The 22,677-nt window shown below is 39.0% G+C and carries 19 protein-coding genes; 14 read left to right on the forward strand and 5 right to left on the reverse strand.

Features of this window, described 5'->3' with window-relative positions:
- The 3 genes from AC3E9U_RS11895 to AC3E9U_RS11905 are packed head-to-tail and all read left to right on the forward strand — an operon-like array spanning position 1 to position 2,940.
- A complete protein-coding gene (locus tag AC3E9U_RS11895; protein WP_488747123.1) occupies positions 1–1,080 on the forward strand; it encodes a DegT/DnrJ/EryC1/StrS family aminotransferase in 1,080 nt (359 codons plus the stop codon).
- Positions 1,080–1,649: an acyltransferase gene (locus tag AC3E9U_RS11900; RefSeq protein WP_488747124.1), complete on the forward strand. Its 570-nt coding sequence runs from the start codon at positions 1,080–1,082 to the stop codon at positions 1,647–1,649. Before AC3E9U_RS11895 ends, AC3E9U_RS11900 begins: the two co-directional genes overlap by 1 nt.
- Positions 1,650–1,692: 43 nt before the next feature.
- Entirely contained in the window at positions 1,693–2,940 is a 1,248-nt protein-coding gene (locus AC3E9U_RS11905) for an O-antigen translocase (protein WP_488747125.1), read from the forward strand.
- Here the strand turns inward: AC3E9U_RS11905 and AC3E9U_RS11910 are convergent.
- Positions 2,920–3,807, reverse strand: a complete 888-nt coding sequence (locus tag AC3E9U_RS11910; RefSeq protein ID WP_488747126.1) for a glycosyltransferase family 2 protein — start codon at positions 3,805–3,807, stop codon at positions 2,920–2,922. The two genes, AC3E9U_RS11905 and AC3E9U_RS11910, sit on opposite strands and share 21 nt — an antisense overlap.
- 46 nt (positions 3,808–3,853) lie before the next feature.
- On the opposite strand from AC3E9U_RS11910, the gene AC3E9U_RS11915 reads away from it, so the two are divergent.
- Genes AC3E9U_RS11915 through AC3E9U_RS11925 form a run of 3 tightly spaced genes read left to right on the forward strand, consistent with a single transcriptional unit; the run spans position 3,854 to position 6,341 of the window.
- Positions 3,854–4,957, forward strand: coding sequence for a glycosyltransferase (locus AC3E9U_RS11915; RefSeq protein ID WP_488747127.1), 1,104 nt, complete (start codon positions 3,854–3,856; stop codon positions 4,955–4,957).
- Between the two features lies 1 nt (position 4,958).
- Entirely contained in the window at positions 4,959–5,357 is a 399-nt protein-coding gene (locus tag AC3E9U_RS11920) for a sugar 3,4-ketoisomerase (RefSeq protein WP_488747128.1), read from the forward strand.
- Between the two features lie 6 nt (positions 5,358–5,363).
- Entirely contained in the window at positions 5,364–6,341 is a 978-nt protein-coding gene (locus AC3E9U_RS11925; protein WP_488747129.1) for a methyltransferase domain-containing protein, read from the forward strand.
- Here AC3E9U_RS11925 and AC3E9U_RS11930 read toward each other — a convergent pair.
- The 3 genes from AC3E9U_RS11930 to AC3E9U_RS11940 are packed head-to-tail and all read right to left on the reverse strand — an operon-like array spanning position 6,338 to position 8,843.
- Positions 6,338–7,273, reverse strand: coding sequence for a glycosyltransferase family 2 protein (locus tag AC3E9U_RS11930; RefSeq protein WP_488747130.1), 936 nt, complete (start codon positions 7,271–7,273; stop codon positions 6,338–6,340). The genes AC3E9U_RS11925 and AC3E9U_RS11930 overlap by 4 nt on opposite strands.
- A gap of 2 nt (positions 7,274–7,275) precedes the next feature.
- Positions 7,276–8,160 (reverse strand): glycosyltransferase family 2 protein, encoded by an 885-nt coding sequence (locus tag AC3E9U_RS11935; RefSeq protein WP_488747131.1) that lies wholly within the window; start codon positions 8,158–8,160, stop codon positions 7,276–7,278.
- Entirely contained in the window at positions 8,160–8,843 is a 684-nt protein-coding gene (locus AC3E9U_RS11940; RefSeq protein ID WP_488747132.1) for a cell division ATP-binding protein FtsE, read from the reverse strand. Before AC3E9U_RS11940 ends, AC3E9U_RS11935 begins: the two co-directional genes overlap by 1 nt.
- 227 nt (positions 8,844–9,070) lie before the next feature.
- On the opposite strand from AC3E9U_RS11940, the gene AC3E9U_RS11945 reads away from it, so the two are divergent.
- The 6 genes from AC3E9U_RS11945 to asnB all read left to right on the forward strand — a co-directional run bounded on the left by AC3E9U_RS11945 (position 9,071) and on the right by asnB (position 18,791).
- Positions 9,071–12,085 carry a tetratricopeptide repeat protein gene (locus AC3E9U_RS11945; protein ID WP_488747133.1) on the forward strand — a complete coding sequence of 1,005 codons (3,015 nt, stop codon included), beginning with the start codon at positions 9,071–9,073 and terminating at the stop codon, positions 12,083–12,085.
- Positions 12,086–12,267: 182 nt separating this feature from the next.
- On the forward strand, positions 12,268–14,019 hold the full coding sequence (locus AC3E9U_RS11950) for a TonB-dependent receptor (protein WP_488747134.1): 1,752 nt from the start codon (positions 12,268–12,270) through the stop codon (positions 14,017–14,019).
- A 98-nt stretch (positions 14,020–14,117) separates the two neighbouring features.
- Entirely contained in the window at positions 14,118–14,567 is a 450-nt protein-coding gene (locus AC3E9U_RS11955) for a hypothetical protein (RefSeq protein ID WP_488747163.1), read from the forward strand.
- Positions 14,568–14,615: 48 nt separating this feature from the next.
- Positions 14,616–15,131 carry an O-acetyl-ADP-ribose deacetylase gene (locus AC3E9U_RS11960; RefSeq protein ID WP_488747135.1) on the forward strand — a complete coding sequence of 172 codons (516 nt, stop codon included), beginning with the start codon at positions 14,616–14,618 and terminating at the stop codon, positions 15,129–15,131.
- Positions 15,132–15,266: 135 nt separating this feature from the next.
- Positions 15,267–16,889 (forward strand): amidohydrolase, encoded by a 1,623-nt coding sequence (locus AC3E9U_RS11965; protein WP_488747136.1) that lies wholly within the window; start codon positions 15,267–15,269, stop codon positions 16,887–16,889.
- Positions 16,890–17,183: 294 nt separating this feature from the next.
- Positions 17,184–18,791 (forward strand): asparagine synthase B, encoded by a 1,608-nt coding sequence (gene asnB, locus AC3E9U_RS11970; RefSeq protein WP_488747137.1) that lies wholly within the window; start codon positions 17,184–17,186, stop codon positions 18,789–18,791.
- 143 nt (positions 18,792–18,934) lie between these two features.
- Here asnB and AC3E9U_RS11975 read toward each other — a convergent pair whose 3' ends face one another.
- Complete coding sequence (locus tag AC3E9U_RS11975) at positions 18,935–19,366, reverse strand: hypothetical protein (protein WP_488747138.1); 432 nt, start codon at positions 19,364–19,366, stop codon at positions 18,935–18,937.
- 347 nt (positions 19,367–19,713) lie between these two features.
- Between AC3E9U_RS11975 and gyrB the strand changes: the two genes are divergently transcribed.
- Positions 19,714–21,654, forward strand: coding sequence for a DNA topoisomerase (ATP-hydrolyzing) subunit B (gyrB, locus tag AC3E9U_RS11980; RefSeq protein ID WP_488747139.1), 1,941 nt, complete (start codon positions 19,714–19,716; stop codon positions 21,652–21,654).
- Positions 21,626–22,657: a DUF6588 family protein gene (locus tag AC3E9U_RS11985; RefSeq protein WP_488747140.1), complete on the forward strand. Its 1,032-nt coding sequence runs from the start codon at positions 21,626–21,628 to the stop codon at positions 22,655–22,657. Before gyrB ends, AC3E9U_RS11985 begins: the two co-directional genes overlap by 29 nt.
- Positions 22,658–22,677 lie beyond the last annotated feature (20 nt).

The following is a 22,677-nucleotide window of genomic DNA, read 5'->3' on the forward strand; positions in this document are numbered from 1 at the left end:
ATGGTAAAATTTCTCGACATAAAGGCGATAAACGAACCTTTTGAAACTGCTTTTCAGGAAAAACTGAAGCGCTTTTTGGAAAGAGGCTGGTACATTTTGGGCGAAGAGGTAAAAGCTTTTGAGGAAGAATTTGCGGCTTATTGCGGCTCAAAATATTGTATTGGCGTTGGTAATGGATTGGATGCGATTATTTTAGTGTTCAAAGCCTATATCGAAATGGGTAATCTTCAGAAAGGTGATGAGATCATTGTGCCTGCAAATACCTATATAGCGTCAATTTTAGGAATCATTCATGCCGGATTAGTGCCTGTTTTGGTGGAACCGGACGAAAAAACATATAATATCGATCCGAAGCAGATTGAAGCTAAAATCTCCAAAAGAACGAAAGGAATGTTGATCGTTCATTTGTACGGCCAACTTTCGCCAATGGATGAAATCATGAAAATCGGATACAAGTATGATTTACTGATAGTGGAAGATGCCGCACAGGGACACGGACTGCCGTTTAAAGGCAGCCACACCAGAGCATTTAGTTTTTATCCGGGTAAAAATCTGGGTGCGTTGGGCGATGCGGGCGCTGTGGTTACTAACGATGAAAAACTGGCTAAAACCCTTAAATCACTTTCCAATTACGGTTCCGAAACAAAATATTATAATGATTACCTTGGATTTAATTCCCGATTAGATGAGCTTCAGGCGGGTTTTTTACGCTTGAAATTACCTCATTTAACTAACGAAAACCAAAAAAGAAGGGCAGTAGCCAAACGATATTTGTCGGAAATAAAAAATGATAAAATAGTTTTGCCCTCTTATGACGGTTCGGATAACCACGTATTTCATTTGTTTGTTGTAAGAACTCCGAAAAGAGAGGAGTTGCAGCAGTATTTATCAGAAAAGGGCATTCAGACCCTGATTCATTATCCCGTAGCTCCGCATAAACAGAACGCCATGGAAGATTTTCACCATTTATCTTTCCCGATTACTGAAAAAATACACGATGAGGTGCTGAGTTTGCCGATGAGTCCGGTTTTGACGGAAGCTGAAATTACGCATATCATAAAAACCATAAACGCTTATTAATGGGGATTTTCAAAAAAATAAAGACACTGTTTTTCGTTAGTCTTCGCGTCCGGAAGTTTAAGTTGTTGTCGGATTGCCAATCGGTTTCCGGTAAACCTGAAATTGCTTACCCGTTACTGTTGAAAGGACAGGGAAAAATAGTTTTTGGAGATAAAGTAAAAGTAGGCGTGGAGTTGTCACCCGGCTTTTATTCGGGTTACGGATACATCGAAGCCAGAAATCCGGAGAGTGTTATCAAAATAGGCAATAATGTCCGATTGAATAACGGTTTTTCAATAGTGGCACTACAAAAAATAACTATTGGCGACAACGTACTTGTTGGTCTGAATTTATCTGTTTCCGACAGTGATTTTCATCATTTGAATCCTTCGGAGCGATTTCGTGCTAATCCGCCTTCCGAAGAAGTTAAAATTGGGAATAATGTTTTTATAGGTACTGATGTAACCATTTTGAAAGGGGTAACCATTGGTGATAATTCGGTTATCGGAAGCAATTCCGTAGTGACCAAAAGTGTCCCCGAAAATGTAGTGGTGGCAGGTAATCCGGCCCGAATAATCCGAGAATTGTAAATTGAGTTTTTTCAGAGAAAATAAGCTGATTAAAGTGGTATCAATGAATTCCTTATCCATTGGTGTCAACTTTATTTTGGGGCTTATTTCCGTTCGTATTGTGGCGCAGTTTCTGGGGCCTTCCGGAATGGCACTGATTGGCAGTTTTAAAAATTTTACAGCCTTATTCAAATCGTTGTCGACTCTAGGGGTTAACGCCTCATTGGTTCGGTTATTCGTTGAAAATAAAGACGATAAGGACGAGCTCTCCATAATTTATTCGACCTTCTTCTGGATTTTTACAATGATTTCGGTAGGCCTGGGGGTGTTTATTGTGCTGTTTTCAGGATTTTTAAGTGCCTTTCTGTTTGCAACATCCGATTATGATTTTGCCATTCGGTTGTTTGGTTTACTGCTTCCTTTTTTTGTATTGAATACGTTTTGGATCGCGGTTTACAACGGATTGCAGCAATTCCGGAAAATCGTTTTTATTCAGATTCTTTCCTCTGTTTTTACATTTATACTTACCATAAGTCTGATTTACCTCAAAAAACTGGATGGAGCGTTAATCGCTACAGCAATTTCGGATGTTGTTTTGTTGTTGGTAACGCTTTTGTTTGTTTTGGATAACAGACAGTTTTTCAGTTTTGATTTTCAAAAAGTGATCAGTAAAAAATACCTGTCGGTTATCGGGAAATTCTCGGTGATGTCACTTTTAAGTGCCGTAATTGTTCCGGTTACGCTGATAGCCATCCGAAATCTGTTGATAAATTCCTATTCTGTTGAAAGAGCTGGGATTTGGGATGCGGTGAACAGGATTTCAGGGTTTTACATGCTGTTTTTAAGTTCTGGACTTTCCATGTATTACATGCCGAAACTGGCAGGATTAAAAACGAATTCCGAGTTTCTGAACGAATTGAAACATTATTTTAAAACCTTGGTTCCCTTGTTCTTACTGCTGTTAACCGGTGTTTTTGTTTTTAAGGATTTCATTATCGATCTTACCTTGACCAAAGAATTTTCGGAGGTAAAGGAAATCCTCGTGTGGCAACTGTCGGGTGATTTGCTTAAAGTGATGAGTTTGGCTTTCGGTTATCAGATTCTGGTAAAAACCATGATGAAAAAATACTTTGCGGTAGAAATCATCTTCAATCTGGCTTATTTCGGGCTGGCTTATTTACTTATTCAGAATGAAAACGTACTCGGTGCGGTAAAGGCGTATTTTTTTGCCAATATAATATCGTTAGTGCTGATGCTTCTTATGTTCAGAAAGTTGTTTTTCGATTCGAAATCAGAAGAAACGTGCTCTTAATTCGGTTGCGATATATTTTGCAAGAAGTGAAAAGTCCCGCGCTTTAAAAACCTTGGACATTTCATAATGGATTCGTTTCAGTAACGCACGGTTTTCTTCATTTGAGGTGTTTTGCCGTAACGCCTTTTGTATGATGATATAAGTAGAGTGGTTGAGTTTTCGGGTTCGGGCATTGTTCTTTACAAAAAACTGGGATCCCAACGAACTGGCAAGTTCTCGTTTCTGAATAAGTACGTCGGGAATGAATTCAAAATTATAAATACGGGAGGCTCTTATCCACAGGTCCAAATCCTCATAAGCAAGCTGCTCGTCATAACCGCCCAGTTTATCATAGACTTCGCGTTTCACCATCGAAGAAACCGAACAGATCTTGTTGTATTGTCCTAAAACCGACAGATAAATATTCCCGCTCGGAGGCTGATTTATGATTTTTCCGTCACCATTAATTTCATAATAATTGTCCAAATGCGTATTGGTTTCCGAAATTATTTCGGCATTCCCGTAAACAATCCCCACATTTTCTAACATCGTATTTCTAAAAGCATTCAGTTGTTTTTCAACGCAATCAGGAAGCAAAACATCATCGGCAGCCAAATCAATAATGTATTCGCCTTTGGACAAAGCCAATAGTTTATTAAAGGTTTTTGTATTTCCGATATTCGTCGGATTCGGAACAAAAATTACTTCGGGATGTTTTTTCAGCCAGTTTTCTATAACGGATTTTGAATCGTCCGGACTACAGTCGTCGGCAATTAAAAGTTCAATATTTTTATAGGTTTGGGACAGCACCGAAGTAAGCGCTTCCTCCACAAATTGGGCGTGATTGTAACTTAAACAAAGGATACTTACCAGCGGAGAATTTTGCATGTACTGAATAAAACTTTATATTAGTTGCTAAAATACACATTAGTGAATGAATATTCCAAAAAGGAACCATAAAATAGCCCTGATCGGCTACAGTTTAAACAGCGGCGGATTGGAGCGGGTGATGTCTTCACTGTCGGTTTACTTTGGTGCTCAGGGGATTGAAGTTCATAATATTGTATTGGTGGACGATGTGAGCTATCCGTATTCCGGAACTTTGGTTAACATCGGAAAAATGAAGGAACAACACAAAGGGCTTTTCGGAAAACTGCAATTGCTGCGTTTTTTGAAAAATTACCTTCAGCAGGGAAATTTCGATTTTATTATTGATTTCAGATACCGGATCAAACCTTTTCAGGAAGTGCTGATGGCCAATTGGGTTTACAAAACTAAAACCATTTATACCGTTCACAGCGGAAATACGACCACTTATATTCCGGAAAATAAATTCCTGGCGAATCTCATTTTTAAAAATAAGTATGCGGTGGTTTGTGTGTCCGATGCCATAAAAAACAGCGTTGAAAAAACGTATGGTTTTCAGAATCTGCACCGGATTTACAACCCGATTTGCCTGTCTGAAATTCGACAAAAAGCTAACGAAGCAATTCCTTTTGAATTTCAGTACGTGATGGGCATGGGAAGGTTTGATCGTAAAAACGTAAAGCAGTTTGATCGGCTGGTAATGACCTATCTGGAATCGGATTTACCGCAAAAAAATATTCATTTGGTATTGTTAGGCGACGGGGAACGAAAAAAAGAAGTTGAAGCATTAGCCGAAAACCATCCTGAAATTCATTTCTTGGGCTTCAAACAGAATCCGTACCCGTATTTAAAAAACGCTTTGTTTTTAATTGTGTGCAGTAAATATGAAGGTTTCCCGATGTCGGTGATCGAGGCAATGGCTTGCGGTACCCCGGTTGTGGCTTTCGAGGGTATTTCAGGGCCAAATGAAGTGATTGTGAACGAACAAAACGGATTGTTGGTGGAAAACCAGAATTTTGAAGTTCTGAAAAATACGATGAACCGTTTAGTGAATGATGCCGATTTATACCGAAACTGTAAGGTACAAGCATTACCTTCTGCGGAACAGTTTTCGACCGACAAAATCGGACAGCAATGGTTGGATTTGATGAAAATTGAAGTACTTTCGTAATATGAACATAGAACTGATTTCCCTTCCCAAAATAGAAGATTACAGAGGAAATATAGCTGTAATTGAAAAAGACGTAATTCCTTTTGAAATCAAAAGAGTGTATTATCTTTTTGATGTTCCGAGTACAGCAAAAAGGGGAGGACATGCCCATAAAGAGCAGTTCGAATTGTTGATTCCGCTTTCCGGAAGTTTTGAGGTACAGCTGAAAGACGGTAATGAAGAAAAAACGATTGCATTAAATAAACCTGATAAGGGATTGCTTATCAAATCGAACGTGTGGCGCGAACTGGACAATTTTTCTTCGGGAGCGGTTTGCCTGGTGATTTCATCCGGAGTGTATGAGGAAGAAGATTATATAAGAGATTTTGACGCGTTTTTAACCTATAAAAATCAGTTGTAAATCCGTATGACACTACTAAGCTTCGGTGATTTTCTCGACTTTTACCACAAACTGAAAAATAAGGGGGCTGCATTTGTATTTTCCAAACTTTTTAAGTTTTCATTCAACGAAAGGGTTTCCTCAAAGTGGGATGCTTTCGAATCGGTGAGTGATTTCTGGATTATCCCGGAAATTGTAAAATCCTGGAATCATAAAATTTCGGGCAATGAAAACAGGATTTACGAGGACTATGTCACGGAAAAATATTTTAAGAATACCAATGGTTTACGGTTGCTTTCAGTAGGTTGTGGTGAAGGTCTTCACGAAAGGAATTTCGGAAAGTCGGGGCAGTTCGATACGATTGTAGGAGTGGACATATCTCCGGAGAGCATCGAAAAAGCCAAAAAGAATGCCGTTGATGCCCATCTGAAGATCGATTACTTTTCGGGAGATTTCAGAAAAATAACATTTGATGATCAGAAATTTGATATCGTCCTGTTTGATTCCAGTCTGCATCATTTTGAAAATATACCTTCCTTTTTAAATGATTACATCAATCCTCTTTTAAGTGAAAACGGAAAGGTTGTCGTTTTTGAATACTGTGGGCCAAACCGTTTGCAATGGAGAAGATCGCAATTGAGGGAGTCTAATCGCATTTTAAAAAGCCTTCCGACACGTTACAAAATACGTATTGACGGAAAAAGTACCAAGAAAAAAGTGTACAGACCGGGAGTATTACGGATGCTGATGGTCGATCCGTCTGAAGCCCCTGATTCTGAAAATTTACGCAAAGGGTTAGTCGGTAATTTTGATGTGTTGGAAGAAACCGAATTGGGTTGGAATATCACCCATCTTTTGCTGAAAGACATCGCACATAATTTCCTTAACGACGACAGGGAAACCAAAAACCTTTTAAGGGAGATTCTTGAAAAAGAAGCGGATTTTGTTACCGGAAATAAGGAAAATGATGCAATTTTTGGGGTCTATCAAAAAAGGAAATCCTAATTGTAGGTTGAAAATTCCACCCCTATTTTTTTTAGACTTTTTTTAATCAGATATAGCATTTGCAGAAGCGAAGAGGGTAGGTTGAAAAGAATCTGGTTTAACAATCCAATATTTTTTTTGTCAATATCGTTATAGTAAAATTTCGCTTCCTTATAATTCCGATTTGATTTGTATAACATGGCATAGAAAAAACGATGCAGATCCAGAAATGATTTCAGATCCTTGTTTTTAAGTTCAGCATTTTTGAACTGGTTAAAATCCGTCAACTTCATTTTGCCGATATTGGTTTTGGCTAAACTTTGGGGAATGTGGTAGTTATACAAACTTGTATATTCATTTCCGATGGCAACTTTTTCATGAATCCCTATTTTTGTCCATAATTCGAAATCCTGACCATTGGTTACGCCAACAGTAAAACCACCGTATTTGATTAAAATTTCTTTCGGAATGGCAAGGCTTGAGGTCCAGGTTATTCTGAAAGGTCGGTTCGAGTAGAAATAATTGGCTACGATACCCGAAAAATGCTCAGGAATGCCTTTGTGATGCGGAGTTGAAAAATGTCTGGAAGTTGTTTTAATTTTATAGCGGGAGCAATACATGCCACAACCTGGAAAGTTAATGTGCAATTCAGACAAAGCTTTCAAATGGTTTGGAAACCAATAGTCATCGGCATCTAAAAAAGCAATTAGTGTTCCGTTTGAGTGCTCAATTCCTTTGTTTCTTGCCGCAGAAACGCCCTGATTTGGCTGGTCAATAATCCGGATTCTCGAATCACGGATGTTTTTTACGATTTCTGGTCCATTATCAGTGGATCCGTCATTTACAATTATAATCTCGTAGTCATCTAACGTCTGATTGAGAACACTTTTTAATGTGTCTTCAATATAATTTTCTTTATTGTAAAGCGGTATGATTACGGAAAAAAATGGCATGTTTAGTTTTTTAATGTACAAATATACCCCAATCGATACAAATCAAAGATGAAAAGTGAAGGTTTGCTACTGGACAGATTCTTGATGAAAAGTGACTTTGTGGTGAAAAAAAATATTTTAAAAAGAAAACATAATCTGAATTTTTTCAAGCCATGGAAAACTTTTGACATTTTTGTATAATCATACGGAATTAAATGATGATCCATTAAATATTTTAATGCCATTATGGATTCGTTTTCTTTTCGTAAAGCAATGTCAAAAGTATCTAAACCAAAGTGATAAACAGGATTTTGAATGTGTTCTACCGTGATGTTGTTGTTCTTTAAATCGTATGAAAATAAAGTGTCTTCGTGTCTGAGATTTGGGATAGACTCGTTAAAACGGACTTTTTCAAAAATTGATTTTCTGATTAGAAAATTTAAAGTTAAGAAAGTTAAGTAAGGATTTTTTTTTCTAACGTCTTCAGACAGTGCTTCCCTTTTTGTGCCATACACCCATCGGAGAAGTTTTGCTTTTTCGGGAGCTTTTTTGGGATATTCAATTCCGCCATAAACAGCCTTTTCGTCATTGTTAATGTGTACAAGGTAGTCTTGGATAAAAGTCGGACTTTTAGGGAAAACATCAGCATCCAAAAAGAGTAGCCAGGGATGTATAGCTTTTTTGGCTAATAAATTTCTTATGCTGCTTCTTCCGGTGTTCTTGGGCAAAATTGTATAAGAACAAAAGGAAAATTCGTTTATAGCATTGTTTTCTTTGTGAAATAATTTTGAAGAATCATCCAAACAAATAATTTCGTATTCGATTTTGCAATTGTCACATTGTTTTTTAATCTCGGCGACAAGCGGAAAAATATTATAATTATATGTCGGAATAAGGATTGATAACATTAGATCGTTCTCTGAACCACCTCAAACAAAGTTTTATCCTCGCATTTCAATGTTTTGGACGGGTATTTCATGATCAAAGCATAATCGTGTGTTGCCATGATGATGGTTTTTCCGTTCTGGTTGATTTTTTTCAGTACTTCCATTACTTCCACGCTTGTTTGCGGATCTAAGTTTCCTGTAGGCTCATCGGCTAAGATTAATTCAGGGTCATTTAATAAGGCGCGGGCAATGGCAACGCGTTGCTGCTCTCCGCCTGAAAGCTGGTGTGGCATTTTTGCAGTCATGGATTTCATGCCTACTTTGTCCAATACTTCTTCAATTTTAACCTGAATTTCTTCTTTTTCATTCCAGCCCGTAGCTCTTAAAACAAATTCAAGGTTGTCATGTACATTACGGTCCGGTAACAATTTGAAATCCTGAAAAACAATTCCCAGTTTACGTCTTAAGTATGGGATATCATCTTCTTTTAAGGAATTTAAATCATAGTCAACAATGGTTCCGTTACCTTCTGTAAGCGGTAAATCGGCATACAATGTTTTCATGAAACTACTCTTTCCCGAACCGGTTTTTCCAATTACATAAAGAAACTCACCGTGCTTAACATCAAGGTTTACATTGTTTAAAATCGCGTTTTGCTCCTGATAAATGGTTACGTTTTTAAGGGAAAGTATCGTTTGTGACATAGTGTATGATTTAATTTTTGTAAAAGTAAGAAGTACAACGAACTTAATCAAATAAAATTATTTAAAGAGAATAGATGACAGAATTTTTGTCTTTATTCTTTTTTCCATATTCTATATCCATTTAAAATTGACTGGAACTTTGTTGAAAACCCTTATAATAAAGCAAAGGAATTGCGCGTTAATAACGGCAGGAATTTGATATATTTGATTTTTAAAAAGCCCGTACTATGCGAAAACTGAATAAGTTTCTATATACTTCCTTGATTTTGAGTGCTGTAAATCTTTCTGCGCAGCAATCCAATATCTACACTTACGAATTAACCGATTTTGATAAGGCCGTCGCGCTTTACAAAGACCATCAGTATGATGCAGCTCAGATCCTGTTCAACAGGGTGAAAAATTCAAATGTGAGTTATGAAGTAAAATCCGATTGTGCTTATTATGCTGCCAACTGTGCCATTCGTTTGGAACAGGCCGGAGCAGATAAGATGATTGAAAATTTTGTGGAGAACTATCCGACCTCTTCCAAACAAAATCAGGCTTTCATAGAAGTAGCCCATTATTATTTTGCTCAGGGCAATTATCCGCAGGCTTTAAAATATTTTGATAAAGTTGATGAAAGTACAATGTCTGCTGAGGAACGAGAGCGATTCAACTTCCAGAAAGGGTATTGCTATTTTTCAGAAAAGAATAAAAAAGAAGCAGACAAATACTTCAATAAAGTTGTCAATTCGAAAGAATTCGGTTCTCAGGCAAAGTACTATTTAGGGTATATGGCCTATGAAACGGATAATTTTAAAGACGCCAATAAATACTTCGATCAGGTTCAGGATCAGGACAAATACAAGGAAAAAATGTCCTATTTTCAGGCTGATATGAATTTTAAACTGGGGAATTTCCAAAAAGCGATTGATTTGGGTGTTCCGCAATTGTCAAAATCCAATGCCGAAGAGAAATCGGAACTATCCAAAATCATCGGAGAAAGTTATTTCAATCTGAAACAGTATGATAAAGCGCTTCCGTATCTTCTCAACTACAAAGGAAAAAAAGGAAAATGGAATAACACCGATTTCTATCAGTTGGGATATGCTTACTACAAAGCCGGCGATTATGAAAATGCTATCGCTCAGTTCAACAAAATTATTGAAGGACAAGACAGTGTGGCTCAGAACGCTTATTATCACTTAGGAGAAAGTTACCTGAAAGTAGGCAAAAAACAGGAAGCTTTAAACGCGTTTAAGACGGCTTCTGAAATGGAATTCGATCTTAAAATCCAGGAAGATGCGTTTCTGAACTATGCCAAAATCAGTTACGAAATCGGAAACCCATACCAAAGTGTACCGGAAGTTTTACAGGCCTATTTGGCAAAATATCCGCAAACTTCATACAAACAGGAAATTGAAAACCTGTTGATCAATTCATACATCACTTCTAAAAATTACAAAGAAGCATTGTCTTTGCTGGAAAAAAATAAAAATCCGCAAAACCGCCCGGCCTATCAGAAAGTTACGTTCTACCGTGGTTTGGAATTATACACTGATGGAAATTACAAAGAAGCACTTAATCTGTTCAAAAAGTCGATAGCCGAACCTCGTGATGCTAAATTTACTTCGCGTGCGACTTTTTGGAAAGGGGAGACCGAATACAATCTGGATCAGTTCAGCGATGCGTTGATCAGTTTCAAGCAATTCGCGGGATCTGCGGAAGCGAAAAACGTTCCTGAAGCAAAGAATGCGAGCTATAATTTAGCGTATACGTATTTCAAGTTGAAAGAATACGAAAATGCGGCAACTCATTTTCAGGAGTATATCAACACAGAAAAGAGCGACAAAGTTCGATTGAATGATGCTTATCTGCGAATGGGAGACAGTTATTTCGTAACCTCAAAGTACTGGCCGGCCATGGATGCATACAATAAAGTTATGGAAATGAAAGGTGTTGATGACGATTATGCACATTTCCAAAAGGCCATTTCATACGGATTCGTAGGTAAAAATGATCTGAAAATCGAAAACCTGAGTTCTTTTATGAAAAAACATCCGGATTCCAAATATGCCGATGATGCCTTATATGAATTAGGAAACACTTATGTTACGCAAAATAACGTGACCAAAGCTGTTGAAGCTTACGATCGTTTAATTAACGAATACAGGGAAAGTTCTTATGTTTCCAAGTCGATTCTTCGTCAGGGATTGGTGTATTACAATAATGATAAAGACCAGCAGGCGTTGACGAAATTCAAAGAAGTGGTTGCCAAATTCCCACGTACGGAAGAAGCCAACGAAGCAGTTTCGACTGCGCGTCTGATTTATATGGATAACAACAAAGTAAATGAATACGCGGCTTGGGTGAAAACCTTAGACTTTGTTGAGGTTTCTAATGCCGATTTAGATAACGATACCTACAATTCGGCCGAAAAACAATATTTGCAGAACAATTCAAAACAGGCAATTTCAGGTTTCACCGGTTATTTGGCTAATTTCCCGGAAGGTCTGCATGCGCTGAAAGCTAATTTTTATTTAGCGCAGTTATACTTTGCTGACGGATTAGGAACTACGGCAATTCCGAATTATGAATACGTCATCGGTAAATCCAGAAACGAATTCACAGAACAGTCCCTGGCACGTTTATGCGAAATTTATCTGAAGAACAAAACCTATGATAAAGCTGTTCCTGTTTTACAGCGTTTGGAAACAGAAGCCGATTTCCCGCAAAATGTAACTTTTGCACAGTCCAATCTGATGAAATGTTATTATGAGCAGAAAGAATTTGCCAATGCGGTAGTGTATGCTGAAAAAGTACTGGCCAATCCGAAAACGGATGATAAGGTGAAAAGTGATGCGCAGATTATCGTAGCCCGTTCGGCTATCAAAACCCAGGATGAGGTAAAAGCAAAAGAGGCTTACGCTAAACTGCAGAAAATAGCAAAAGGAGAATTGGCCGCTGAGGCTTTGTACTACGATGCTTATTTCAAAAATAAGGAAGGCAAGTTCGAAAAATCCAATGAGGTGGTGCAGAAATTAGCGAAAGACTATTCCGGGTACAAATATTTCGGAGCCAAAGGACTGATCGTTATGGCGAAGAACTTCTACGGACTGAAAGACAGCTTCCAGGCAACCTACATTTTAGAGAACGTGATCAAAAACTTTGCTTCATTTGAGGAAGTGGTTACAGAAGCTCAAACCGAACTCGATTTGATTAAAGAGGAAGAAGCTAAACGCAATTCATCCATAACGAAGTAAGAAGTCAGAAATTATAAAAAAGAGTAAAGAACATAGAAAATAGAGCATAGAGAGAAGGATATAGAAATGAAATGTAGTATTTAGATTTAGATAAAAACGAATGACAGACTAGGGTTTTTAAACTGTTTTTGTCTTTCCTCTTTCATCTTTGTTCTATTCTCTTTAGTCTTAAAATAATAAATATGAATAAGACATTCAAATATATAACAGCCATCGGTTTTCTTTTTACGGGATTGCAGACATTCGCACAAAAGAAAGACGAGAACATAGGAACGGAAGTAGTTAATGTGGTTAAACCTTATACGCCAACCATTTCTGATGCGTTCAAAGTAAAAGAAACTCCGGTTATAGAGGACGAAACCAATACGCAGAAAGAAGAAATAAAATACAATATCTTCTCCTTTCCGGTAGCGTCAACATTTACTCCGGCAAAGGGAAGAGCAGCGGATGTGGACAAAGAAGCTAAAGAACGTCTGTTTAAAAACTACGCAACATTGGGCGTTGGAAACTACGGTACGGTAAATGCCGAATTATTTGTAACCGAAGAACTAAGCAACAATGATTACGTGGGCGGAATGTTGCGTCACTTATCGTCTCAGGGCGGAATCGATGACGTGAAACTGGATGATTATTATTACAATACAGCTTTAGATATCACCTATGGCAGCAGAACCAGAGATGTCGACTGGAATGCCGATTTAGGTTACAAACACCAAATGTACAATTGGTACGGACTTCCAACGGAATTTACGACGTTTACCGATGATCTAATTAATTCGATTGAAGAACAACAAACTTATCATACGCTGACTCTAGGCGCGGCAGTTGATGTGAAAGAAGGATTGCTGAACCAAAGTCCGATGCTATTCAAACGTTTTTGGGATTCGCATGGTTCAGAAGAAAACAGATTTTTCATCAAACCCGGATTCGATTTTGAAGTGGAAAATTATAAATTCAAAGCTGATATCGTTGCGGATTATGTAGGCGGAAGTTTCGAAAAAGATTATTTCGGAACTCCTGATAAAAGTTACAGTTTTCTGAATTTTGGGGCAATTCCGTCGATTTTATTCCAACAAGATGATTTGTCTGTTCAGGCGGGAGCCGGTTTTTTCTACAGCAGAGGAATTGTGAATGATGAATCGGATGGTAAATTTTACATTTTTCCTCAGATAAAAGCATCTTATAAGCTAGTAGGTGATATTATGATCGCTTATGCAGGCGCGGAAGGAAATCTGAAACAAAATTCTTTTGCCGACTTTGTTGAAGAAAATAAATTTGTTTCGCCAACTCTTGCCGTTGCACCGACCAATCAACAATACGATATTTATGTTGGGCTGAAAGGAAAATTAGCCAATACGGTAGCGTTCAATGTGAGAGGTTCATATATGGCAGAAGAGGATAAAGCATTCTTTGTGGCCAATCCTTACGATATATCCAATTCCAATACAGAAGGATATGCTTATGGCAACTCTTTCGGGGTGGTGTATGATAAGATGAAAACAGTGAGTTTCTTCGGGGAATTGAAAATGGATTTCTCCAAGAATCTGGCTTTCGGAATCAACGGAACCTTTAACAGCTATTCAACAGATCAGGAAGAAGCATGGAACTTACCGGACTTGAAGATTGGTGCGGATTTGGATGTAGATATTACCAAAAAATGGTATGCAGGAGCAACCGTTTTCTTTGTGAGCGAGCGTAAGGATCTTATGACTCAGTTTAACAGTTTTGATCCGGCAGATGTCCCTGTTTCCAAAGTAGTTACCTTAGACAGCTATTTCGATCTGAATGCACATTTAGGTTACAAGCATAGCGAGCGTTTAACAGGTTTTCTAAAACTTAATAATATAGCAAACCAACAGTACCAACGCTGGATGAATTATCCGGTTCAGGGGTTCCAGTTTTTATTGGGAGCCAACTACAAATTTGACTTTTAAAAAGTGGCAAAAGAAGTAAAGGTGCTAAGTAACTAAGGTTTTAAACGGAACTGATGACCTTAGTGCCTAAGTACCTTAGAACCTTAGCGCCTTTCAATATGACTTTCAAGCAAAAAATACTCAATCATCATTTGACCTTGCTTCAGGACAAGATCGATGTTTATCGCGATATGATTTCCGGTTTGGCCGATGATGCGCAAAACGATGCGAAAAGTTCGGCAGGGGACAAGCACGAAACGGCATTGTCGATGATGCATCTCGAGCAGGAAAAACTCAGCGCTAAACTTCAGGAGGCGATAAGTTTTAAAAGTATTTTGGGGAAAATTGATGCTTCATCCACCAATAAAACCATCAGTATCGGAAGTTTGGTAAAAGCCAACGGACTTCAGCTGTTTATCAGCGCAGCCTTACCCAAAATAGCAATTGATGGAATCACCGTTTTGGCCCTTTCACCTCAATCTCCTTTGGGATCGCAGCTTATGGGAAAACAAATAGGGGATGTGGTTGAGGTAAACACTTCTAAATTTCTAATTGAGGACGTTACTTAATTCCTTAAATTTAGTGATTGACTGTAACACAATTCAAAAACGAACAGTATGATTGAAGTTGTTAAAGGTGATATTACGAAAATCACGGTTGATGCAATAGTTAATGCGGCCAATTCCTCGCTTATGGGCGGTGGCGGCGTTGACGGCGCGATTCACAGAGCCGGAGGAAGCGCCATATTGGAAGATTGCCGAAAAATAGTCGCCAGACAAGGAAACTGTAAAACAGGTCAGGCAGTAATTACCACGGCAGGAAATCTTCCTTCTAAATTTGTGATACATACCGTTGGTCCGATCTGGAACGGAGGGAATAAAGATGAAGCTGAAAAGCTGGCAGATTGTTATAAAAACTCCCTGCGCATTGCTGTCGAAAATAATTGCAAAACGGTTGCATTTCCTAGTATCAGCACTGGAGTTTACCGATTTCCGAAAGAAGCGGCCGCCCAAATCGCAGTGGCGACTGTTTCTGAATTTCTGGCAAAACACAACGAAATTGAAAAAGTGATTTTTGTATGTTTTGATGACGAAAATGAAGCTTTTATCAAAAGAGAACTCGATCGGATATAAACTACAGCATCAGCAATTTTGAAAAGCTTATTTCAACCTGAATAAGTAGTTTTTTACTTAATTTTTAATTGATTACTTTTGGAAAACAGATATTCCCGCTCAAAAAATTGCAGCGGTTCTAAAAAACACTTGAAAATGAAGCTCAAACTGACACTACTTTCCATCCTAGTTACTTGTTTGGCAAGTGCCCAAAAACAATCCGTAGATTTAATCGTGACCAATGCAACAATCTACACTGTAAATAAAAACTTTGACAAGGCGGAAGCTTTTGCGGTTTCCCAAGGGAAAATTTTGGCTATCGGGACGGCAGCAGAGATTAATGAACGATTTTCTTCTGATAATGTTTTAGATGCGAAAAATAAATTCATTTATCCGGGGTTTTATGATGCACATGCCCATTTTTACAATTACGGGCTGAATCTGCAGACGGTAGATCTTCGCGGAACAAAAAGTTTTGATGAGGTAATACAAAGAGTTAGTCTTTTCCGCGGCAAAAAAAAAATAGCTTATATACAAGGAAGGGGCTGGGATCAGAATGACTGGGCTGATAGAGAGTTTCCTAACAATCAGGTGCTCGATATGATCTTTCCGGATATTCCTGTGGTTCTTACTCGTATAGACGGTCATGCTTTGATTGCAAATTCAAAAGCACTGGAATTGGCCAAAATTACCCCAAAAACAAAAGTTGAAGGAGGTCAGATCGAGATCAAAAACGGGGCGCTGACCGGAATCTTGATTGACAATCCAATGGAGTTGGTTTATAATAGTTTGCCCAAACCATCAAGAGCAGAGCAGATTCACGCACTTATGGCGGCGCAAAAGGTAATGTTTGATTATGGTTTGACGACGATAAACGAAGCGGGATTGGAGCCGGAAACCATCAATCTGATTGATAGTTTACAAAGGGAAAACCGTTTGGATATCAATATTTATGCAATGGTTAAAGCGACCAAAGAAAATGTGGATGCATACATCAAGAAAGGTATTTATAAAACTGACAAACTGAATGTCCGTTCTTTTAAATTCATAGGAGACGGAGCCTTGGGGTCTCGCGGCGCGTGTTTGCACAAGCCTTATTCCGATAAACCAAAGCAATTTGGTGCATTGTTGTCACCAATAGAAGAAATACGCAGAACAGCGAAAAAAATTGCGGCTTCCGATTTTCAGATGAATACCCATGCGATCGGAGATTCCACAAACACGGTTCTGTTGAAGATTTACAAAGAAGTACTGACAGGAAAAAAAGACAGACGCTGGAAAATAGAACACGCTCAGGTGATGCGCGAAAAGGATTTCGATTATTTCAAACTGGGGATAATTCCTTCTGTACAGCCCACACATGCTACCTCTGATATGTATTGGTCAACCGATCGATTAGGGCCGAAGCGAATTATAAATGCTTACGCGTATAAAAAATTGCTTGAAAAAGCAGGTATAATTGCACTGGGAACCGATTTCCCAATCGAAGAGGTAAATCCGATGTATACGTTTTACGCGGCGGTTGCCCGTAAGGATCTGAAAAATTTCCCGAAAGGCGGTTTCTTGCCTGAAAATGCTTTAACCCGTGAAGAAACCTTAAAAGGAATGACAATCTGGGCAGCCTACTCCGATTTTGAAGAAAACGAAAAAGGTAGTCTTGAAGCCGGAAAATGGGCAGATTTTACTGTTTTTGACGCTGATTTCATGACAGTTCCCATCGATAATGTTCCGAATATTAAAGCCGCACATACTTTCATCAAAGGAAAACAGGTTAAATAATTTAAAGTCCCGGCGTAAGTAGGGATTTTTTTTTAGCGAATCTGCCCATAGCTATAGGGACGGGCTGGTCTACGCAGCTTGCATCCCCTGAGTAAAGCCTTGCGCACATTGCGGTTAAAAATCCAAAAATTACAATCTGTAAGTCAGAACGGCTGTTTTTTGTAATCCAAACTGCATTTTAGTTGTAAATTATGTTTTAAAATTTAAAATTGTAATTAAATATGTATTTATAGTTTATAATTAAAACTTTAAAACGCAATTTTGTTTCATAATAAAACATAAAACGAAATTATTATGTGCGGAATATTAGCAGTTATCGGAAAACAGACAGACGAAGTTTTAGTGAAGGAATTGTCAAAAAGAATGTCACATCGCGGACCGGACGAAAGCGATTTACACATCACTGAAAATGGACATTTTTTAAGTCATGAACGTTTGTCGATTGTAGACTTGCATACGGGAAAACAACCGATTCAGGGAACCTTTTCAGCCTGGATGGTGCACAACGGTGAGATCTACAATCATCAGAAGCTGCGAGAAACCGTATTGAGCCACCATACCTTCAGAACCACTTCTGATTCGGAAGTAATTGTTCACCTTTATGAAGAATTCGGATACGATTTTTGCGATAAACTCGATGGGATTTTTGCCTTTGTGGTTATAGACGGCGACGATTTCATTGCAGGTCGTGATCCGCTGGGCGTAAAACCATTGTATTATGGAAAAGACAGTGAAGGCCGCATGTATTTTGCTTCTGAAATGAAAGCGATTGCGGATCAGTGTGAAGCTTTTGAGGCCTTTCCGCCCGGGCATTATTATACACCTAAAACAGGTTTGGTAAAATATTATCAGCCAAAATGGGAAGACGAATGGCTTGCCGATGAAAAATTGGATTTAAAAGCAATCCGAGATACTTTAACTGAATCCGTGAGAAAGCGTTTGATGAGCGATGTACCTATTGGGGTGCTGCTTTCAGGCGGATTGGATTCTTCTTTGATATCTTCCATCGCGTCACGTTTGCTGAAAGCACAAAATGGTGAAAAACTGCATTCGTTTTCGGTAGGTTTAGATGCGACTGCTCCGGATGCTGTTGCGGCAAGAGATGTAGCCCGTTTTTTGGAGACGGAACACCATGAGATCCATTTTACGGTTGAAGAAGGAATAGCGATTTTAGATAAACTAATCTGGCATTTGGAAACTTATGATGTGACTTCGATTCGCGCCAGTACGCCAATGTATTTTCTGTCAAAGGCGATTACGGATAGAGGGATCAAGGTTGTGCTTTCCGGAGAAGGTTCCGATGAGATTTTTGGAGGGTATCTGTATTTCAGAAATGCCCCGACTGTTGCGGATTTTCAAAAGGAAACCATAGAGCGTGTACAGCTTTTGTCGACTGCAGATTTGCTTCGCGCCGATAAATCAACTATGGCGCACGGCTTGGAAGCAAGGGTACCGTTTTTGGATAAAGCATTTTTGGAATTGGCCATCAAAATCCAACCCGAAGAAAAAATGCCGTCAACGTATGATGGGATCGAGAAATACATCCTTCGTGAAGCCTTTGATACACCCGAGCTGCCTTATTTGCCGGAAAGTGTTTTATGGCGCCAGAAAGAGCAGTTTTCGGATGGAGTAGGATATAGTTGGATCGATACATTAATTGAGCATTGTTCGGCTCAGGTCTCGGATGTTGAATTTGCTAAGGCCGCCGAATTGTTTCCTCACAACACACCTGCAACAAAAGAAGCCTTTTTTTACAGAACTATATTTCATAAGCATTTCCCTCAGGAAGACGCGGCTAAAACGGTTCGAAAATGGATCCCGAAATGGCAGACGAACCAGGATCCGAGCGGCAGGGCAAATGCGGCGCACGTTAAAAGTGATTTAAAAGTAATAGCAGTATAATTTAAATTTGGTTTGTTTATTTGAAAGACGTCGGATTTTAACCGGCGTTTTTTATTTTGCTAAACCATTGAGGATATTGCCGCATTAGCTATAAAAAAGCCCTGAGATTTCTCTCAGGACTTGTGCTGCGCAGAATTGTTCCGTTACAATTTCACGGTTAATCCAATGAAGGGGGAAAAACCTGAAGTGTTTCCTCCTGCCAATTCCAGATATAAGCCCCATTTTTCATTCCAGAACCAGCGTCCGCCGACCTGAAGACCCAGATCAAGGTCACCATCATCATCATTGTCTTCCAACGGGACGGCATATCCTAAATTGGCTCCGCCATAGACATCCCACGCAGGATCGGAAAGACCAAAGACATGATCAAAATAATAGTTCCCTTTTACGCCTATATTTAACCAATCAAGTTCCAGATTGGTTCCGATTCCGGGAGCAATTGTAATGTCCTTATGTACAGGGATTTCAATATTAGCACCTACAAGACCAAAGTTCAATTCGCTTCTGGCTTGTCCAAAAACATTTGCACAACTAAAGAATAATGCAAAAACCAATAATACTATTAAATTTTTCATATTTTTTTTGTTAAAATGTTACATGTAAAGATAAAAGTATTTTTTTAAACGAATTAATTCTAATTGGGGTTTGAAGGTGGTTTTTCCGCGTTGTATCGAAAATTTGAAATCGGTGAACGATTGAAAAAGGGCCAATTTGAGGTGTGATAATTGGATTGGCCTTAATAGGAATTGAAGAGTCAAAACGATATGGATTTGCGGTTTAAATACTGTTCGGAGTATTGTCGATAAAACAGCCTTTTTTGTTAATAACTTAGCATTTGGTTGGGTTATTTTTAACGTAAAATAATCTTCAATTTCATATATTTGCTCGTTATACAAAAAAATAGACATTCACAATATAGATTATGAGCGAAGAAGTAAAGAAAAACAATTATTCGGCAGACAGTATTCAGGCGCTTGAGGGAATGGAACACGTAAGGATGCGTCCTTCGATGTACATTGGTGACACAGGGGTTCGAGGACTTCACCACTTGGTTTATGAGGTAGTGGATAACTCGATTGACGAAGCGTTAGCCGGACATTGCGATACTATTCATGTAGCAATTAACGAGGATAACTCGATTTCTGTTGAAGATAATGGTCGAGGAATTCCGGTAGATATTCATAAAAAAGAAGGTGTTTCTGCTCTTGAGGTTGTAATGACCAAAATTGGGGCTGGAGGTAAATTCGATAAAGATTCTTATAAGGTTTCCGGAGGTTTACACGGGGTTGGTGTGTCGTGTGTTAATGCGTTGTCTGATCATTTGAAAGCTACGGTTTTCAGAGAAGGAAAAGTGTACGAGCAGGAATACGAGAGAGGTAAGGCGATGTACCCGGTTAAGCAGGTTGGTGAAACCGACAAGCGCGGAACAACGGTTTGGTTCAAGCCTGACGGGACTATTTTTCAGCAAACCTTAGAGTTTTCTTATGATACGTTAGCGGCGCGTATGCGTGAGTTGGCGTACCTTAACAAGGGAATCACGATTACGTTGACGGATAAAAGAGATACGGATAAAGATGGAAATTTTGTAGGGGAAACGTTCCACTCAAAAGAAGGTTTGAAAGAATTCGTTAAGTTCCTTGATGGTAACCGTGTGCCAATTATTGGTCACGTGATCAGCATGGAAAATGATAAAGGGGAAGTTCCGGTGGAAGTGGCTTTGATTTACAATGACAGTTACTCCGAAAACATTTTCTCTTACGTAAATAACATCAATACACACGAAGGAGGTACGCATTTGCAAGGTTTCCGTATGGGATTGACCCGTACATTGAAGAAATATGCTGATGCTTCCGGGTTGTTGGATAAATTGAAATTCGAAATTTCAGGAGATGATTTCCGTGAAGGTTTGACAGCTATTATTTCGGTAAAAGTGTCTGAGCCTCAGTTTGAAGGACAGACTAAAACCAAATTGGGTAACAGGGAGGTTGTTTCTCCTGTGTCTCAGGCGGTTGCTGAAATGTTGGAGAATTATTTGGAAGAGAATCCAAATGATGCTAAAATCATTGTTCAGAAAGTAATTTTGGCGGCTCAGGCACGTCATGCGGCGAAAAAAGCCCGTGAAATGGTACAGCGCAAAACCGTAATGGGTGGCGGTGGATTGCCGGGTAAACTATCCGATTGTTCAGAGCAGGATCCGGCAAAATGTGAGGTGTTCCTTGTTGAGGGGGACTCGGCGGGTGGAACGGCCAAACAAGGTCGTGACCGTGCGTTTCAAGCTATTATGCCATTAAGGGGTAAGATCCTGAATGTGGAAAAAGCGATGCACCACAAAGTGTTTGAGAATGAAGAGATCCGCAATATTTTTACTGCTTTAGGGGTGACCATCGGTACTGAAGAAGACAGTAAAGCATTAAATCTTGAGAAATTACGTTACCATAAAGTAGTGATCATGTGTGATGCCGACGTGGACGGTAGTCACATTTCTACGCTGATTTTAACGTTCTTCTTCCGTTATATGAAGGAGCTGATTGAGAATGGCTACGTTTATATTGCCACTCCGCCTTTATATATGGTGAAGAAAGGTAATAAAAAAGAATACGCATGGACGGATGCGCAACGTGATGAGATTTCCGAGAGAATGGGTGGAGGAACCGGTATTCAGCGTTATAAAGGTCTTGGAGAGATGAACGCGGAACAATTGTGGGAAACTACCATGAATCCGGAATTCAGGACTTTACGTCAGGTAGGAATTGACAGTTTGGCTGAGGCTGACCGTGTGTTCTCGATGCTGATGGGGGATGAAGTTCCGCCACGTAGAGAGTTCATCGAAAAAAATGCAGCTTACGCAAAGATCGATGCGTAAATCAATCGTTGCTGCAGGGTATTTTTTGGTTTGTTTGTGTTTTGCTCTTAAAGTAAAAGCGCAAACTTCAGAAACGTTTCAGGATGTTGAAAACCTGCTTAATGACGCGTTGTTTTATTCCGATCAATATATAACTCCAGCTACGGATGCGGCCGTTTATCAGGCCGCATCGGGTTGGATTACTTCTCCTAAGAAAAGAAAATTGTGGGATGTGACCCTGGGGTTGCATTCCAATATTTTTTTTGTGCCTAAACGCGACAGAAGTTTTGAGATAAAAAACAGTGATTTTTCCTTTTTTCAGATTGAAGGGGCTTCTTCGGCTACTGTGCCAACCGCATTAGGTAGTAGTTCTCAGGTGTATTTGGTTGGCGATCTCGATGGTGAACAGATCCGACTGAAAACACCGGAAGGGGTTAATCAGGAAACGATATTTTATCCTTATCTGCAGGGATCTGTCGGCTTATGGTACGGGACGGAAGTGGTGGTGAAATATTCCCCTAAAACCAAGCTTAAAAAAGGGGATTATCAGGTGTATGGCTTTGGGTTAAAGCATAATCTGAGTCAGTATTTCAAAAATCTGGAAGCTCAAAAAATTCATTTTTCTGCTTTAGCGGCTTATTCCAAAGAAGATATTAGTTTCGACTTTGTTTCAATTCCGACACAATATGGGAGTTTGGGGATTAACCGACTTAACGGATTGGTGGATACGTGGCAGTTCCAGTTAAACGGTTCGAAAGAGTTTGGGAATTTCGAATTGATGGGGGGGGTGATTGTCAATAGCAGTAAATTTGAATATGTTGTTGGTGGTGAAAAAGGAGAAATTGAGCAGATAATCCCGCTTCAGGATATTTTGAATAAGAAACTGGAGCAATTGGCTAAAACCAAAACCAATGTGATGGGGGAGGTTTCAGGTCGCTACCGAATTAATAAAGTGTTTTTGCAGCCCGTAATCGGTTTTGGAAAGTTTATTAACACAAATTTTTCGGTTCAATATGAATTTTAATGTTTTTGTTATTGGTTAAT

The organism is Flavobacterium sp. 21.1 (genome assembly GCF_057801535.1).